We start from the raw sequence: 15,902 nt of genomic DNA on the forward strand, positions 1-15,902 counted from the left end.
TGTAGGAGCAGTCAAGCGTTCTCAAGGAGGAACTACCCGACACGTCCAAGCTGGTCAGTTGATTCCATGAGCAATTAAGTTCTGTCACATCGCCTCGGATGGTGATTGTTTGACTTTCAATTGTGTAATACTTTCGACCGTACTCGTTCGCTTGTCCAGCCTCTTGAGCCCCCTCGATGTTGACGTTACCATTCGCCTCAATCTCCAGTCCAATTTCCTCTCCGACAGTTCGGGAGGTGGTCATAGTGATGACGCCTTGGGCGAGGAGCGTGCTGCTCGTGAGGAGCGTGCTGAGGAGGACGAAGAACCAGATACAAAGTTGTTTACCCATAGTGTGGCTAAGTAGATAGTGATTAGTGGATAGTGTTCAGTTGTAGCGTGATGGGGAGCTGTGATGGCTTTTGCCGTGTGAATGATGTCTCCTGCGAAGTTATGCCTTTACTTTGAGTTGTGCAAGAGGTTAGAAATTAGAGATTAGACGAGTAGCGGTTGTAGGGACGCACGGTCGTGCGTCCGTCCCCGTCAAGGCCACGATGCTGTAACTTTCGTTCGACAACGGACGCACGACCGTGCGTCCCTACAAAGGGCTACACGTCTCGCATTAACATAGCAACCTGCTTGCTATCGCACTCTATTTATGCCACATACGAGTTCCAAAAACAATTCCCCTTTTGGAACTTTTTAGTTCCAACGGAGGAACTCTTTAGTTCCAACGGAGGAACTTTTCAGTTCCAGCGGAGGAACTTTTCGATTCTTACGTGGGAAACGCGCATATCCATGGATATTCGATAATAGGGTGATCAGAGGTGTCGGAGAGCATCAGACGGATAACCGTTGTCGTGAGGCACGGGCGTGCGTCTTTACGGAGGGCTGGTCGTGAGATTCGCAGGCCTAGGAGTTTGAAGAGTTGTAAATGTGGTCTAGGTTGTCTATATTTGCACGCTCGTAGGAGACGACCTATTGGAGCAAGTCGGCAGAAGTGCGCAATAATCTAGCGACACGGCCGTTTTGTCCGATAGGATACTCCTTATTATATAACCACTGAAATAGACTGACTATGTACTGGACGTTAGAATTGGCCTCAAAGCTGGAGGATGCTCCCTGGCCTGCTACCAAAGATGAGCTCATCGACTATGCTCAGCGCTCGGGTGCGCCCATCGAAGTGATCGAAAACCTCGAGGAGATCGAGGACGAGGGCGAGGAGTACGAGACCATCGAGGATATCTGGCCAGACTACCCTAGCAAGGAGGACTTCTTCTTCAACGAGGAGGAGTACTAGCTCGCCACTATAGAGACGCTGACTTATAATCAGTGTGACTCTCCGCATAGCTATTAGCTTATGAATACACACCACCTAGGATGAAAGAAATGCGCCCACTTCGGATCTGCGCTATACGGCTTGCGCCAAGAGAGCACCAGTCGGAGGGGGGCGTATGCGCTACGGAGAGGTGGGCGCGTAAGTCTCTCGGGAGGCTGTTGCTATGTCTGCTTATCGTGGCTTGCTGGCTCCCGATGCGTTCGCTGGCGCAGGTGGATCCGATCTTCTCAGACTACCGACGACTGCAGAACTACTACAATCCAGCAGCGATCGGCTTGCAGAAAGATCTGCTCCTGACGGCTGCCTATCATCAGCAGTGGATTGGTATAGAGGGGGCGCCTGCTAACCTTTTTGTCTCGGCTCATACGGAGCAGCAGTGGGGCAAGAGCTACCACGGCGTGGGGCTGGTGGTCGTGGCGCAGCGTGCTGGACTCTTCACCCGCACAGAGGCGCAGGCGGAGTACGCTTTTCAGCTTCGCTGGAAGGGAGACAAAATCCTCTCCATCGGCACGGGCCTGGGCATGATCAACCTTCTATACGACGGCACCAAGGCGCACATACCAGACGGAGGAGCGATGACGCCAAATGACCCTTCGCTACCACAGACACCCGTATCGGGACGCACCTTTGACCTCTCAGCGGGAGTCCTATGGCACACGCCTCGGTACTTCATCGGCTTCTCGGGGCGTCACCTCACGGTGCCTCGCATCACACTCGACAGGCTCTACTATCAGAAGGTGCCGATACATATCAATGCGGTCTGTGGGTACAATATTACACCTCGGGGTGCGTTATTATCGTGGCACCCCTCACTATTTGCCTCGACAAACTTGACATCGTGGCGGGTGGATGTCAACCTAGACGTACGCCTAGCTCAGCGATGGGAGGCTGGTCTGATGTACCGACCTTTGCAAGCTGCGGGGCTACGGCTGGGAGCGCTCTTTGGCAAGTGTCACGTGGGTTACCTCTTTGAGATGCCTACGAGTCAATTGGCGAGGGGCAACTGGGGCAGTCACGAGCTGGTGATAACCTATGCACTCCCGATGTCTAGTCACAAGAAAGGGACCAACAGCTACAAGAGTATCCGACTCCTCTAGCCCGTACGTCTCACTATTAAATAGAACTCTGAAACAACTTAGAAGCTATGAAAGAAGCTTTGCCGACATACTGCAGTCCGTCCGAGAGCGCGCATGACGCACGTTCCGCACAAAGGCTTAGGACCAGAATCAGAGCTGGAGCCTTGCCCCTACTAGGTGCTCTGGCACTACTCTTACTCTTCATCTCCGTGCTGAGCATGGTGGGCTGCGCTCCCAAGCGTGGCTCTGGCGTGAGTGCCGAGCTGGTGGGCGTGGGACTCTCCTCGTGGAGCGAGCCTGCTCCCTATGGCATGGTGCAAGTACCGCAAGGACATATCGTACTGGGCGAGCGTGAGGCTGACACGGTGTGGGGACTCCCCGCTGAGTACCGGGCCATCTCGGTAGATGCTTTCTGGATGGATCAGACGGAGGTGACGAATGCGCAGTGGAGACAGTTCGTCTACTATGTACGCGACTCGATCATTCGTGAGCGTCTCGCTGACCCACTTTACGGAGGTAACCCGCTTTACAAGATTACCACAGACAAGTATGGGGATCCCGTCAAACCCTACCTCGACTGGTCTCAGCCTCTGCCCAATCCTAAGCGTGCGCTAGAGCAGGAGCTGGAGGCGATGGAGAGTGTCTACTACACGAACCCTGTGACGGGCGAGCGCAAGCTCGATCCTAAGCAGATGCTCTATAAATATGAGGTCTACGACTACCACGCAGCGGCGCTCTACCGCAACAACTTACAAAAGGATGTGCGCGCCAGCAAGGGTGTTCAGGAGCCAGTGATGATCTCTAAGGACACGGCTTACGTCAATGACCGTGGCGAGGTGATCCGTGAGACGATCACACGTCAGCTCGCTAGTGAGTACGACTTCCTCAATACTTACATCGTGGCGATCTATCCCGACGAGACGGTCTGGGTCAACGACTACCCCAACTCTAAGAATGAGATCTACACCCGCACTTACTTCAACCATCCTCGCTACGACAACCACCCCGTGGTGGGTGTCTCCTGGGAGCAAGCAACTGCTTTCTGTCACTGGCGTACGGACAACTATCGGAAGGGACTGAACCTTCCCGACGGAGCGATCGTTCCTGAGTTTAGACTGCCCACTGAGGCGGAGTGGGAGTACGCAGCGCGTGCTGGACGGACGAACACGAAGTTCCCGTGGAATAGCGAAGACCTAGATTCGGAGGATGTCTGCTTCTTGGCAAACTTCAAACCCTTCGAGGGAGACTACGCAGCCGACGGACAGGTGATCACTTCGCAGGTGAGCACTTTCTCGCCAAATGACTACGGGCTCTACGACATGGCGGGCAACGTGGCAGAGTGGACTAGCTCGAGCTACTTCGTCTCGAGCTACGAGATGATGGACGATGTCAATCCGCAGATGCGCTATAACGCAGCGCGCGAGGACAACACGATGCTACGGCGCAAGGTCGCCAAGGGTGGCTCGTGGAAGGACGTCCTCCGCTTCATCAAGTCCACACGACGCATCTACGCTCCACAAGATGAGGCGCACTCTTACATCGGCTTCCGCTGTGTGCGCAGCATCATCAACAACTCCAAATAAGCAACGCAACAGACAGCCCTAACGACGGCTTTACCCTTCAGATAGATAGACTCATGGCAAAGAAATATAGACGCTACAAGAATGGACTGGAGATGTATCTCTCCAGCAAGAAAGGGCGCAGAGTGCTCAACTTCGCATACAGCTGGGGTGCCGCAGTGGTGATCCTAGGAGCTCTCTTTAAGTTGCTCCACCTACCCTTCGGCAATGAGATGCTTTTCATCGGTATGATCACCGAGTTCTTCGTCTTCTTCATCTCAGGCTTTGAGCAGCCTGAGGAGCATTACCAGTGGGAGCAGGTCTTCCCCGAGCTAGACTCTAAGAACCCGATGGACAAGCAGGAGATGGAGGCTCGCCGACAGTACCTTCTCCGCAAAGCTCAGGAGGCAGCCGCAGCGCCTGCGCCCACTTATGCCTATCCTGAGGGTCAGCATCACGAGCAGCCTAGCGGCTACGCACCTCAGCCACAAGCTCAGGCGGGTTACGTTGCCCCTGAGGGTGGTTACGGTGCGCCAGCTTCGGAAGTTCAGGTGGAGCGTCTCTCCTCAGCCATTGATCAGCTAGCCAATGCCGCTTCGCAGCTTAGCCGACTGGGCGAGCTATCTCAGCAGATGACCGATCAGTGGGTCGCTATGCAGCAAGACGGTCGCACCCTCGGTGAGAGTGCCGTCGAGTATCAGACGCAGATGGACACCACCTCGCAGCACCTAGCTCGTCTCAACCAGATCTACGAGTCGCAGCTGGCAAGCATCACAGGACAGGTCGCTACCATTAACCAGATCAACCAAGGACTGGAGCACATTAAGAATATGTACCAAGACTCCGCTATCGACAGTACTACCTTCCGCACGCAAAATGAGCGCTTGACCATGCAGCTCTCTGAGCTAAACCGTGTCTACGCTCGCATCCTGGAGGCGCTGACGGTCAATATGGGAGCCCCTGGCATGGCGGGCCGTCCTTATCAGGGAGGCTACGAGCCTAGTTACTACGCTCCACGGCAGGAGTACCCCTCGGCACGTCCCGACTACTACGCCTCTCAGCCTTACCAAGCACCACGCAATGCGGGCGCACCACAGGAGCCACAAGAGTAGATCACTTTCCCCTCACCTACTCGATAGCTATTCATCTAATACAATCTAGGCATTATGGCAGCAGGAAGCAGTGGTAACCGCAATAGGCAGAAGATGATCAATCTGATGTACCTCGTCTTCATTGCGATGGTAGCACTCAATGTCTCCTCGGAGGTACTCTCGGGCTTTGTCCTCGTGGAGCGCAGTCTGACGAACACCATCGAGGGAGCTCAGCAGAGCAATGACAATATCATGAAGGGGCTCTCAGCTGCTTATGCCAAAAACCCTAGCAAAGCAGAGCCCTGGTATCGCAAAGGGCTAGCGCTCACCGCCTATGCCGACTCGCTCTACAACGAGATAGACCAGTTGCGCCTCCTCATAGCTCAAGAGGCTGACGGTAAGGATGCCAATCCCAACGATGTGGCTCGCAAAGACGATATGAACGCCCCCACCACCGTCATGCTCAATCCCATCACTCGGCGAGGCGCTAAGCTGCGCGAGTCGATCGAGGCATTCCGTACGTACACCACGCAGATGGTTCGTAGCGACAGCCGTCGTGAGCATATCTCTGAGATGCTCAGCACGGAGCGTTCGGGCGGGCTCAACTGGGAGCAGCAGATTTTTGAGAATATCCCCACCATTGCCTCGCTCACGATGCTCACGAAGCTTCAGAGCGACATACGCTCCGTCGAGGGCGATGTACTGAATGACCTTGTCCAAAACATCGACAGTGGCGACCTCCGCGTTAATAAGATTGCTGCGCAAGTGATCCCACGCAGTCAGCTCGTCATGCAGGGCAGCCAATACGAGGCGAGCATCGTCCTCTCCAGCTACGACTCGACACGCATCCCCAAGATTGTGGTCAATGGCACCACCCTTCCCGAGAGCGCTGGGGGCGTTTACCGTGTCACAGCGTCCAAGGCCGGTACCTTCCCCATCTCGGGATACATCGAGACAGAACTCCCCGACGGCACCGCTGTCAAGCAACCTTTCCAGTCGGAGTACTATGTCACTGAGCCTTTTGCGACGGTCGCTCCTACCATGATGAACGTCCTCTATGCGGGTATCAACAACCCGATCAGCATTGCGGTGCCTGGTGTTCCCTCGCAAAACGTGACCGCCACGATGACCAACGGAACGCTCACCCGCAATGGCAACAGCTGGAATGCTAAGCCCGCTAAGATCGGCACTCCCGCTGTCATCACCGTCATGGCCAAGCAGGCTGATGGACGAACCACCAAGATGGCCGAGACCTCGCTACGTGTGCGAGCTCTCCCCGATCCGCTTCCTTATATACAGTACACCGATGCCAATGGAGCGACCAAACGCTTTAAGGGCGGGCGCATCGCCAAGCGTGACCTCCTCACTGCCAACGGTATCGGAGCTGCTATCGATGACGATCTGCTAGACGTACCTTACCAAGTAGTGCGCTTCCAGCTCCTCTTCTTTGACTCTGTAGGTGGCGTTATCCCCGAGGTGTCCAATGGACCCACTTTCTCCGCTAGACAGCGAGACAAGATCCGCAATATGGCAAAGGGTAAGCGCTTCTTCGTGAGCGAAGTGACAGCTCGTGGTCCCGACGGGATCGAGCGACAGATCCCAGCCATCGAAGTAATCGTACGATAGTCTTCACAGCTTTAAGAATAGACCCATCCCATTATACTATGCAACGCATCCAGTCTATACTCATAGTGCTCCTGGTCCTCACGCTCACACTGACCGCTGAGGCGCAAAACTTTGACCCACTCTCTGCCACCCCGACCGACTCAACACGAGTCGCCACGGAGCTACCACGGCAGCGACCCACGGCACGTCAGCGACGCGCTCAGAAAGAGCAGGAGCAGGAGACACAGGCCAATGGCGTCTCCGTACGCGCCAAGAACTACGCTGATCAGCAGGTTAAGGAGACCGAGACAGCTCCCTGGCGCCGAGTCGTCTACCGACAGCTCTCGATAGACAGCCTCGCCAATGCCCCCATCTTCCGTCCTGTACGTCCGTCGGGACGCTTGCAGAGCCTCTTCTCGCTCCTCTTCAAGCGCTTCAATGAGGGGAGCATCACGGTCTATGAATACGAAGACCTGGGCTACGAAAACCTAACTCCAGAGCGACAGCTGCGCTTCGAAGACTTCCTCGACCGCTTTGGCATCGTATATGACAAAGACCCCAGCCAGACGGGCAACCGTGCCTTCAAGATTCTCCCCGTAGACATCCCTACTCAGTCCATCCGCAGCTACTATGTCAAGGAGGAGTACTACTACGATGTCAAGACCAGCGACGTGAGCAGTCAGATCGTAGCAATCTGCCCCGTGATGGACGACGAGATATCGATGGAAGGTAGCGTGCGCATACCGCTCTTCTGGGTCAAGTACTCCGACCTGCAGCCCTACCTCTCGCAGCAGCCAGTCATGCTCTCGACCAAGAATAACGCCACGACCGCCACGATGGACGACTTCTTCAGTCTCAACCTGTACCGCGGACAGATCTCGATGACGCTAGGCGGTGAGACCGCTGAGCTCAATAGCGAGATGAGCGACTCAACAGCCATGGCGGCTCGTCAAGCCTTTAGCAACCAGATCGAGGGTGAGCTACAGCAGTTTGAGGAGAGCCTCTACGGCACCGAGTACACCAGCTCAGAGGCTAGCGATAGCGACCTTCAGGAGGAGCGTGACGGGGAGAACGACGATCAGCTCGACACAGCCCGTGCACGTCGCTCACAAGAGCTCCGCGAGGGCAAGAGCAACCAGCGCAAAGCAGCAAAAGCGACCAAGTCAAAGAAGAAGAGTCGTCCCACCAAGAAGACTACTCCCAAAGCTGCCAAGGCAGAGCAACCGAAGCAGTCGAAGAGCACTACCACACGCTCTGTACGCAACCGCTTCTAGCGACTAAGTCGCCAACCAAACACAAGAGGGCTGGGTCCATCATAACGGACTCAGCCCTCTCTCTTTGTCTATTTTTCCATTTGTAGTCCAAGTAAGAACAAAAGCTTATCTTTGCTGGTAGTTCAAAAACTTTACCTATAATCAGCAATTGCTTATGAGACACTATTACTTACTCGCACTCATTGGAGTGCTACTCTTTCCCCTCACCCTCTCAGCTCAGACCATCCAGGACGGCGTACTATCTAAATGTGAAGGTCTCTCCGGACGATATGTCGTACCTGACGAAGTGACCAAGATTGCCGACCACGCATTCTTTACAGCGAGTGTCACAGAGGTAGTAATTGGCAAGAATGTCCAGGAGATAGGCAACTCAGCCTTTCAAAACTGTATGAACCTCGAGAGTGTCACCTTTGCCACAGGCTCCAAACTCCAGCGCATCGGTGATGACGTTTTCTCTGACTGTCCTAAGTTGGCCACGATAGCACTCCCCGAGGGGCTCAAGCGAATGGGCGTCCGCACCTTCTGGCTCAATGAGTCGCTCAAGCAGATCACACTCCCCACGACCCTCGACACACTACCCAAGTACTGCTTCCAAAGCTGTACTGCACTGCGCAAGATGAGCCTGCCCGAGGGTATGAAGGTCATCTCCGAGAACGCATTCGCAGGCTGCGAAAACCTGATGCAGGTGAAGCTCCCGACCACCCTCGACTCCATCGCGACAAAAGCATTCTATAAGAACCTCGGACTGCTCTCCCTAACCATCCCCGAGGGCGTACGCTCGATCGCTGACAGTGCCTTCATGCGCTGCGAAAACCTCGAGACCGTCACCCTACCAGCCAGCCTAGAGCGTGTGGGCGCTAAGCTCTTCCGCCGCTGCCCCGAGCTCACAGCTATCTCCGTCGCCTCTGGGAGCAAGCACTTCATCTCTCGTGATGGCATACTCTACTCAGCCGATCTGAAGACGCTTTATGAGGCTCCCGCCAAGTTCAAGAGTGAGGACTACAAGGTGCCCGCAGAGACAGAAACCATCTACCACTACGCCTTCTACGAGTGTCCCGATGTCCAGGGTATCACCATACCTCAGACGATCAAGCGCATCGGCGTGGCCGCTCTTGTCAACAACGGAATGCGTCAGTTCACCTTCCCTGGCAATGATAAGTATTGGCTCGCAAATGGTTCGCTCTACTACAAGGCAACCACAAAAGATGGCGAGCAGACAGTCTTTATGGCACACCCCTCAGGGGCTGAGGGCGAGGCCATCGTCACCTACGGCACCAGCTTCGTATCAGACTACGCACTCGCAGGCTGTCACAAGATCAGCTCACTACGTCTACCCTCGACGCTCCTCGGTATGGGTGCCTTCGTACTCAGCGACTGCAAGGAGCTGAAGAACATTTACAGCTACGCCATAGAGCCTCCCGTCCTCACTGAGGAGTCTCTCATGGGTCTCGACCTCCCCTCCGTACGTCTACACGTTTACCCAGGGGCTATGCAAAAGTATATGAACGCTCCCTACTGGCAGCTCATCCTACATGGAGACGACCTCACTGGAGAGGAGCCAAGAGCTATCGCAACGCCTGAGCTACAGACCACACAGCTCAGCTGGAGCTATCAGCACGATGGTACGCTACACCTTGAGAGCCTAAGCGAAGCCACGATGGAGGTAACGCTCTACAGCACGGACGGTGTACGCCTTGCCACACTAGAGCTAGCGCCTCACGCTACGGCACAGGTTGCCCTCCCCACAGCTGGCGTCTACCTACTCCGCAGCACCTCTATTCACGGGACCCGCGCTGAGCGCATCATACTATAAGGAGCGTCAAGCTTATCGTCTCTGCACGATAAAGCGTCCGTAAAAGGAGATCATACAATGCGAGGCATCTACACGTTATGGTGTGGATGCCTCGCTTATTTCTCTCTCCCCTACGCTAAGCTTTACCAGCAAGACTCTTCTGACTCACTCTTACGGGTGGCAGATCAGTTTCTCCCTATGAAACTAGAGTTTCTTACCTATGAAACTAGAGTTTCTTACCTATGAAACTGGAGTTTCACCCGTATGAAACTGTAGTTTCACCTAGGTGGAACAAAAGTTTCACCCTAGTGGCACTGATGGTTAGCTCCAAAAAGAGCAGAAAAAGGGGCGGACCCCGTGAGGTTCGCCCCTAACTATACGTTTGTAGGTTAGTCAGCTAGTTGGCTGAGGTTTTGTAGTGGATGTTGTCGATGAGGCGAACATCGCCACAGTAGCAGACGATGCAACCGACGGGATCGCTACTATCGCTCCACGACTCGAGGGGACGAAGCGTCTTGCCGTCGACGATCTGATAGTACTCAGGACGCAGGAGCGGATGCTCTGCGAGACGTGAGACGACGAAGTCAACGACTTCTCGTGGCGAGTGCTCAGGGATGAGCGCTTGGCTGGCTACCAGCGTGTCGTGGATACGTGGTGCTACGTCACGCTGCTCGCTGGTGAGAAGGAGATTGCGACTGCTCAGCGCTAGTCCGTCAGCCTCGCGGATGATGGGACAGCTGTGTATCTCTACGGGCAGAGCGAGCTGGCGAACCATCTCTCGTACGATGGCTATCTGCTGGAAGTCCTTCTCGCCAAAGAAAGCGCCATCGGGCTGCACGAGCATAAAGAGCTTGCTCACGATCTGCGCTACACCGTTGAAGTGGCCTGGGCGATGCGCTCCCTCCATAGTCTCTCCGAGGAAGCCGAAGTCAAACTGACGGGTGTCCGCCTCGGGATACATCTCCTCGACGGTGGGCAGGAAGGCTATGTCTACCTGACCGTCACGCAGACGTGCTAGGTCCTCCTCAGGCTTGCGGGGATAGGTGCGCAGGTCTTCGGGATTGTTGAACTGCGTGGGATTGACAAATACTGACACGACGACGATGTCGTACTGCTTTCTAGCAGCAGCCACTAGACTCAGGTGTCCCGCATGCAGGGCACCCATCGTAGGCACTAGCCCGACACGGGCTGAGGGGTTCTCTTGGCGTAGCTTAGAGAGTTCTTGCTGTAGTGCAGCAACCGTTGTAATGACTTTCATTTGTGTGTGATATGCTGAAAAGGGTGTGTATGATTTGATTTCGATTTATAGCTCTTGCCGGTAGAGCAGGCAGGCGTCGCCATAGCTGAGGAAGCGATAGTGCTCATCAGCAAGAGCGTGCTCATAGAGCGCGCGCCAGTGGGGTCCGATGAGTGCCGAGACGAGTAGCAGGAGCGTGCTCTTCGGCTGGTGAAAGTTGGTCACCAAGATGTCTACCATCTGATACTGATAGCCAGGAGCAATGAGTAGCGCTGTGGAGAAAGTGAGCCGATCAAGCCCTTTGTGGTGCGCATAGCGGAGCAATATCTCTAGAGCCTCACGGCGTGACGGCAAGCTTGCGCCACAGCTCTGACGCATTCGGTAGCTATACCACTGATCTAGGTGAAAGGGCTCTGCCACGTCCCTACCCTCTTGCTCTGCTTGCTGCAGCGCTACGGCAAACCAATAGAGGCTCTCCAAGGTGCGTACAGAGGTTGTCCCAATGGGTACAAAGGGGCTGTCGATATGCTCTATGAGCGTCTCCAGTGTTGCTGTCGGCACACTGCAATACTCGCTGTGCATCTGATGATCAGCGACCTGACGCCCCTTGACTGGTAGGAAGGTGCCTGCACCGACATGGAGCGTTAGCTCGGTGATGCGGTGCCCCTCGGCTAGGAGCCTGTCATCTAGCTCTGGCGTGAAGTGTAGACCCGCTGTCGGCGCTGCCACGGAGCCCTCGATGCGAGCATAGACGGTCTGATAGTCGGTGAGGTCACTGCTCTCGGTCTCTCGATTGAGGTAAGGAGGGATGGGTAGCTGACCGCACAGCTCTAGTATCTCGCCAAAGCTCTTAGTCTCATCGCTCCAGCTGAAGGTGACTACGTCTGGAGTTTCCACCGCCCTACTCGCTTGTAGCGTGATAGCTTGTCCGCCAGCTAATGGGAGCGTACAGGAGATAGTTTGCTCGGGACGCCACTTCTTCGAGTTGCCCACGAGGCAGTGCCACGAGCATGAGCCGAGCGAGGCAAGACTCTCCTCGTAGCTGACAGGTTTGTAGGGATCTAAGCAGAGTATCTCGATGCGGGCACCCGTGGCTTTGACAAAGAAGATGCGCGCCTTGATGACCCGCGTATTGTTGCGAATAAGGAGCGCATGGGGCGGGAGTAGCTGTGGTAGCTCGGCAAAGGTGTGGTCCTCTAGCCTCCCCGTAGCATCGCTCAGGAGGAGCCGGCACTGGTCACGCTCCGCCAGCGGATGCGCTGCGATACGCTCGTCGGGGAGCGGGTAGTCGTAGTCGTTGATATCTATATCGACCCAGTGCTGCGTATGAGGCTTGTCACACATACTCTTGATCCTTTGATTAGCTCTGCAGGACTACTCAAGCGTCACGTAGCAAGCCTCCTGTAGCTTAGGCTCTACGACGACGCGCTGCATCACGCCGTCACGCAGGTAGTCGATGGTAACACCTGTACGAGGTGTTGTCGTGATCCAGGGATTGAAGGCAAAGAGGTAGCTAAAGCCTCCGAAGTACTTATCCTTGTCCAGGAGCTTAGCGACTCGAGCGTAGTCCTCCGAGTCCCAATAGCGGCAATTGGTTGGTCCATCTTTGATCGCAAAGGGATGGTCGTGCTTACGGCAAGACATGCTCTTCTTGACAAAGGCCAGATAACCCTTAGAGAGCTCATCGGCAGTGCCTAGAGGGCGACCATTGATGGCAACAATATTATCTCCAGCACGTAGCCCCGCCTCGGCAGCTGGTGAGTGTAGTGACAACGAGTGGATCGTCGAAGTTTTATTTGCCTGATAGTTGATCCCCAGCGATAGATACCTGTGGGTGGCGAAGCGAACGACGAGCGAATTGAAGTAGCGTGTGAAGGGGAACTGCAAGAGCATCACTGGCACCGTCAGAGCGGTGTAGTCGGTCAGCGTATAGTCGTCAGAGAGTAGCTCCTCGGCTTCGCTCGTCCATAGCATCTTGCGCTCGTTGACACCACTATATATAGTAACGCCAAACTTCAAGTAGAAGCGAGCCAGCGTCTTGTCGCTCCCCATCGGTAGGATCGGCAGCTCGATGAGCTTATGCGCCTTGGGGTCAATGCGTAGCGACGTTTGCACGGCAGAGCGACGAGCGACAGCGGCGTCGTAAGCGCTGTTTTCGGTGATGCTATAATAGGTATCTACGAGTAGGTCAGGATTCTTCGGATCGTAGGTCAACCCCTTAGCTTGTAGAGCCTCGGTAATCTGCTGCTCGATGAGGACGTCTCGATTGGTGTGCTGCTTGTTGGTTCGCACGAAGCCAAAGGTCTCATAGTTGATCAAGTCCGTCTTACCCTCTGTGCCCGAGCTGATGGGGTAAGAGATCAATATATCGGACTCGTCCTCTAGGCTGTACATGCCAAAGGCACGAGCCATGTCCCGCTCCGTGAGCACATCGGCAGGCTGAGCCGTAGGCTTGAGATGACGCACCACACGGTGGTAGGCAAAGTTGGAAACAACTAGGAGTAAGTCGTCAGAGACTTCCCCCTCGCCTTGCAACTCGCGAATCATATCCTCCTCGGACATCTTAATGGTTTCGTGTCCATTGATCGCCTCGATGATGTCGCCCTCACGCAGGCCAGCCTGTGCTGCGGGGCTATTGGGATAGACGGTCAGGATGACGGGGCGATTAGCGCCCCAGTTGTCGTTGTAGCTCATCTGGTACTCCAGCCCGACGTAAGCTTTCTGAGCTTGCACTGTCAGGGCGAAGGAGCAGAGTGCTAGGATAACTAGCAAAGTGGTGTGGTATAGTCGCTTCATTGTAGTCTGTTCTTTGAGTGTGTTGGTGAAATGGTTTACTCCAGCTCCAAGTGATAGAGCCGATTGATAATCTCGCAATAGGTCTGCCGTATGATCTCTTGCCGTGAGCCTGTGAGCTGCAAGCGCTCCGAGTAGATGCCCTGAGGTGTCGCTATAGCGATGCAGACAGTCCCGACGGGTGTCTCTGCCGTACCGCCAGCTGGTCCAGCCACGCCTGTGGTCGCTATGCCGATGGTGCTACGACAAGCTTGACACGCTCCACTAGCCATCGCCTCAGCAACCTCTCGGCTCACGACGCCATACTGCTCGATGGTGGCAGCTGGCACGTAGGCTAGTCGCTCCTTGAGCTCTATCTGATAAGTCACGAGGGCTCCCTGGAACCAGTGAGAACTACCCGCATGCGACGTCATCTGGCTCGCTATATAGCCACCCGTACAGCTCTCGCAGGTCGAGACGCTCTCGTGCTGCTCTAGCCAGTGCGCTATGAGACGCTGTAGCTGCTCTTCTGTCGTCTGAGGGGTGGGCATAAAGCGTAGGTTAGATCGTTGTCTTGGCAAAGGGAACGGCATCTATCGATCCGTAGGCTCCTCGCTCATAGGCAAAGGTTCCCGCCATGGCAACCATAGCGGCATTGTCTGTTGTAAAGGCAAAGGGAGGTATGTAGACCTGCCAGCCGTATCGCTCGGCATAAGTGTGGTAAGCATCACGCAGACCCGTATTGGCCGAGACGCCACCAGCCACAGCGATGTGCTTGATGCCTGTCTCCTTGCTGGCGCGTAGTAGCTTGCTCATGAGGATGTCGATGACCGTCTTTTGGAGTGAGGCACAGAGATCCGCTTTGTTTTTAGCAACAAAGTCAGCATCCTTGGCAAGCTCATCCCGTAACGTATAGAGGAACGAGGTCTTCAGCCCGCTAAAGCTGTAGTCCAGCCCTGGTACCTGAGGCTTGCTAAAGTGAAAGCGCTCAGCATCGCCCTCATTGGCGAGCTTATTGACGATCGGGCCACCAGGATAGCCGAGTCCCATCACCTTGGCGCACTTGTCAAAGGCTTCGCCAGCCGCATCGTCGATCGTCTGACCCAATATGCGCATATCATCAGGCGCATTGACCTGCACGATCTGTGAGTTACCGCCCGAGACGAGTAGACAGAGATAGGGAAATGGGGGTGGCGTGTGTGGCTCCTCAGGCTTAGCGATGAAGTGTGCGAGGACGTGAGCCTGCAGGTGATTGACCTCAACGAGAGGGATGTGGAGTGCTAAGCTCAGCCCCTTGGCAAAGTTGGTCCCGACGATAAGCGAACCGAGAAGCCCAGGACCACGTGTGTAGGCGATCGCATCAAGGTCGGCCAGCGTGACGCCGGCACGCGCTACCGCCTGCTGTACGACAGGAACGATGTTTTGCAGATGGGCTCGTGACGCCAGCTCAGGCACCACGCCTCCATACTTGCTGTGTACCTCTTGACTTGCGATCACATTGCTACAGAGGAGCCCACCGCGTAGCACAGCTGCCGAGGTATCGTCGCACGAGCTCTCGATACCTAAGATGAGAGAAGATGAAGATGTCATGATGCTGTGTCGTGAGATTAGTTAGCGAGCCTTGTCCTCAGCGCAGACCTTGTCGACATGCTTGAAGAACTTCGATCCGCCCTGCTCAAGGAAGTAGTCTCGCCCCTCCAGCATCTCAACGAGCTGCATGAGCGCTCTATCCTCGGCCATGCGCATCAGCTCCCGCTCCGACTTGGTCTGGTCATCAATGCCCAAGAGGTGCAGGATGCCATGTATCATCACACGGTACAGCTCCTGCTTGAACGGCACGCCCAGCTCCTGCGCATTCGTCGCAACGGTGTCGATGCTGATGAGTATATCTCCATAGATTGCATCATCTCCCTCCTGCTCACTCTCTCTGGGGAAGGTTATGACATCTGTATAGTAATCATGCTGGAGAAATGCTCTATTTGCCTTCAGAATACCCTCATCGTCAGTGTACTGGAAGTTGATCTCCCCGACCGTCCGATTCATCTCGTCGCATACACGACGCATCCAACGGTTAGCAATCTGTCGCCTAATGGGAGGCATCAGCACATCGTTGTCCGAATAGTAGTTAAATTGCATATCTCGTCTCTTAAATCTATCTGCGTGCAGGCTTGGCTTGCA

Annotated in this window: 13 protein-coding genes and 1 pseudogene; 7 read left to right on the forward strand and 7 right to left on the reverse strand. The window is 55.0% G+C overall.

What is annotated here, in order from left to right; translation table 11 throughout:
- A pseudogene (locus L215_RS10270) lies at positions 1-331 on the reverse strand (hypothetical protein); the annotation flags it as partial.
- Positions 332-1,057: 726 nt separating this feature from the next.
- Here L215_RS10270 and L215_RS0106645 point away from each other — a divergent pair.
- From L215_RS0106645 to L215_RS0106675, 7 genes are all read left to right on the forward strand, one after another.
- Entirely contained in the window at positions 1,058-1,279 is a 222-nt protein-coding gene (locus tag L215_RS0106645) for a DUF2795 domain-containing protein (RefSeq protein WP_004331394.1), read from the forward strand.
- Positions 1,280-1,368: 89 nt separating this feature from the next.
- Entirely contained in the window at positions 1,369-2,415 is a 1,047-nt protein-coding gene (locus tag L215_RS0106650; RefSeq protein WP_244869676.1) for a PorP/SprF family type IX secretion system membrane protein, read from the forward strand.
- 197 nt (positions 2,416-2,612) lie between these two features.
- Positions 2,613-3,977, forward strand: coding sequence for a T9SS ring complex lipoprotein PorK/GldK (porK, locus tag L215_RS0106655; RefSeq protein ID WP_373852449.1), 1,365 nt, complete (start codon positions 2,613-2,615; stop codon positions 3,975-3,977).
- A gap of 53 nt (positions 3,978-4,030) precedes the next feature.
- The gene (gene porL, locus L215_RS0106660) at positions 4,031-5,065 is read left to right on the forward strand and encodes a type IX secretion system motor protein PorL/GldL (RefSeq protein ID WP_027451529.1); all 1,035 of its coding nucleotides are present in this window, start codon (positions 4,031-4,033) and stop codon (positions 5,063-5,065) included.
- A 54-nt stretch (positions 5,066-5,119) separates the two neighbouring features.
- Positions 5,120-6,670 carry a type IX secretion system motor protein PorM/GldM gene (porM, locus tag L215_RS0106665; protein ID WP_025882680.1) on the forward strand — a complete coding sequence of 517 codons (1,551 nt, stop codon included), beginning with the start codon at positions 5,120-5,122 and terminating at the stop codon, positions 6,668-6,670.
- A gap of 38 nt (positions 6,671-6,708) precedes the next feature.
- Positions 6,709-7,923 carry a type IX secretion system ring subunit PorN/GldN gene (gene porN, locus L215_RS0106670; RefSeq protein ID WP_025882681.1) on the forward strand — a complete coding sequence of 405 codons (1,215 nt, stop codon included), beginning with the start codon at positions 6,709-6,711 and terminating at the stop codon, positions 7,921-7,923.
- 154 nt (positions 7,924-8,077) lie between these two features.
- Entirely contained in the window at positions 8,078-9,736 is a 1,659-nt protein-coding gene (locus L215_RS0106675) for a leucine-rich repeat domain-containing protein (protein WP_025882682.1), read from the forward strand.
- 376 nt (positions 9,737-10,112) lie between these two features.
- Here L215_RS0106675 and panC read toward each other — a convergent pair whose 3' ends face one another.
- From panC to ybeY, 6 genes are read right to left on the reverse strand one after another with little or no spacing between them, the layout of a single operon-like run.
- Positions 10,113-10,973: a pantoate--beta-alanine ligase gene (gene panC, locus L215_RS0106680; protein WP_025882683.1), complete on the reverse strand. Its 861-nt coding sequence runs from the start codon at positions 10,971-10,973 to the stop codon at positions 10,113-10,115.
- A 45-nt stretch (positions 10,974-11,018) separates the two neighbouring features.
- Complete coding sequence (locus tag L215_RS0106685) at positions 11,019-12,296, reverse strand: S-adenosylmethionine:tRNA ribosyltransferase-isomerase (protein ID WP_027451530.1); 1,278 nt, start codon at positions 12,294-12,296, stop codon at positions 11,019-11,021.
- A gap of 30 nt (positions 12,297-12,326) precedes the next feature.
- Positions 12,327-13,748 (reverse strand): PDZ domain-containing protein, encoded by a 1,422-nt coding sequence (locus tag L215_RS0106690; RefSeq protein WP_025882684.1) that lies wholly within the window; start codon positions 13,746-13,748, stop codon positions 12,327-12,329.
- Positions 13,749-13,783: 35 nt separating this feature from the next.
- Positions 13,784-14,305: a CinA family protein gene (locus tag L215_RS0106695; protein ID WP_238296159.1), complete on the reverse strand. Its 522-nt coding sequence runs from the start codon at positions 14,303-14,305 to the stop codon at positions 13,784-13,786.
- The gene (tsaD, locus tag L215_RS0106700; RefSeq protein ID WP_025882686.1) at positions 14,286-15,314 is read right to left on the reverse strand and encodes a tRNA (adenosine(37)-N6)-threonylcarbamoyltransferase complex transferase subunit TsaD; all 1,029 of its coding nucleotides are present in this window, start codon (positions 15,312-15,314) and stop codon (positions 14,286-14,288) included. The genes L215_RS0106695 and tsaD overlap by 20 nt, the downstream gene beginning before the upstream one ends.
- Positions 15,315-15,335: 21 nt before the next feature.
- Positions 15,336-15,860 carry an rRNA maturation RNase YbeY gene (gene ybeY / locus L215_RS0106705; RefSeq protein ID WP_025882687.1) on the reverse strand — a complete coding sequence of 175 codons (525 nt, stop codon included), beginning with the start codon at positions 15,858-15,860 and terminating at the stop codon, positions 15,336-15,338.
- Between the last annotated feature and the right edge of the window lie 42 nt (positions 15,861-15,902).

The organism is Porphyromonas uenonis DSM 23387 = JCM 13868 (assembly GCF_000482365.1).
GTDB lineage: Bacteria > Bacteroidota > Bacteroidia > Bacteroidales > Porphyromonadaceae > Porphyromonas > Porphyromonas uenonis.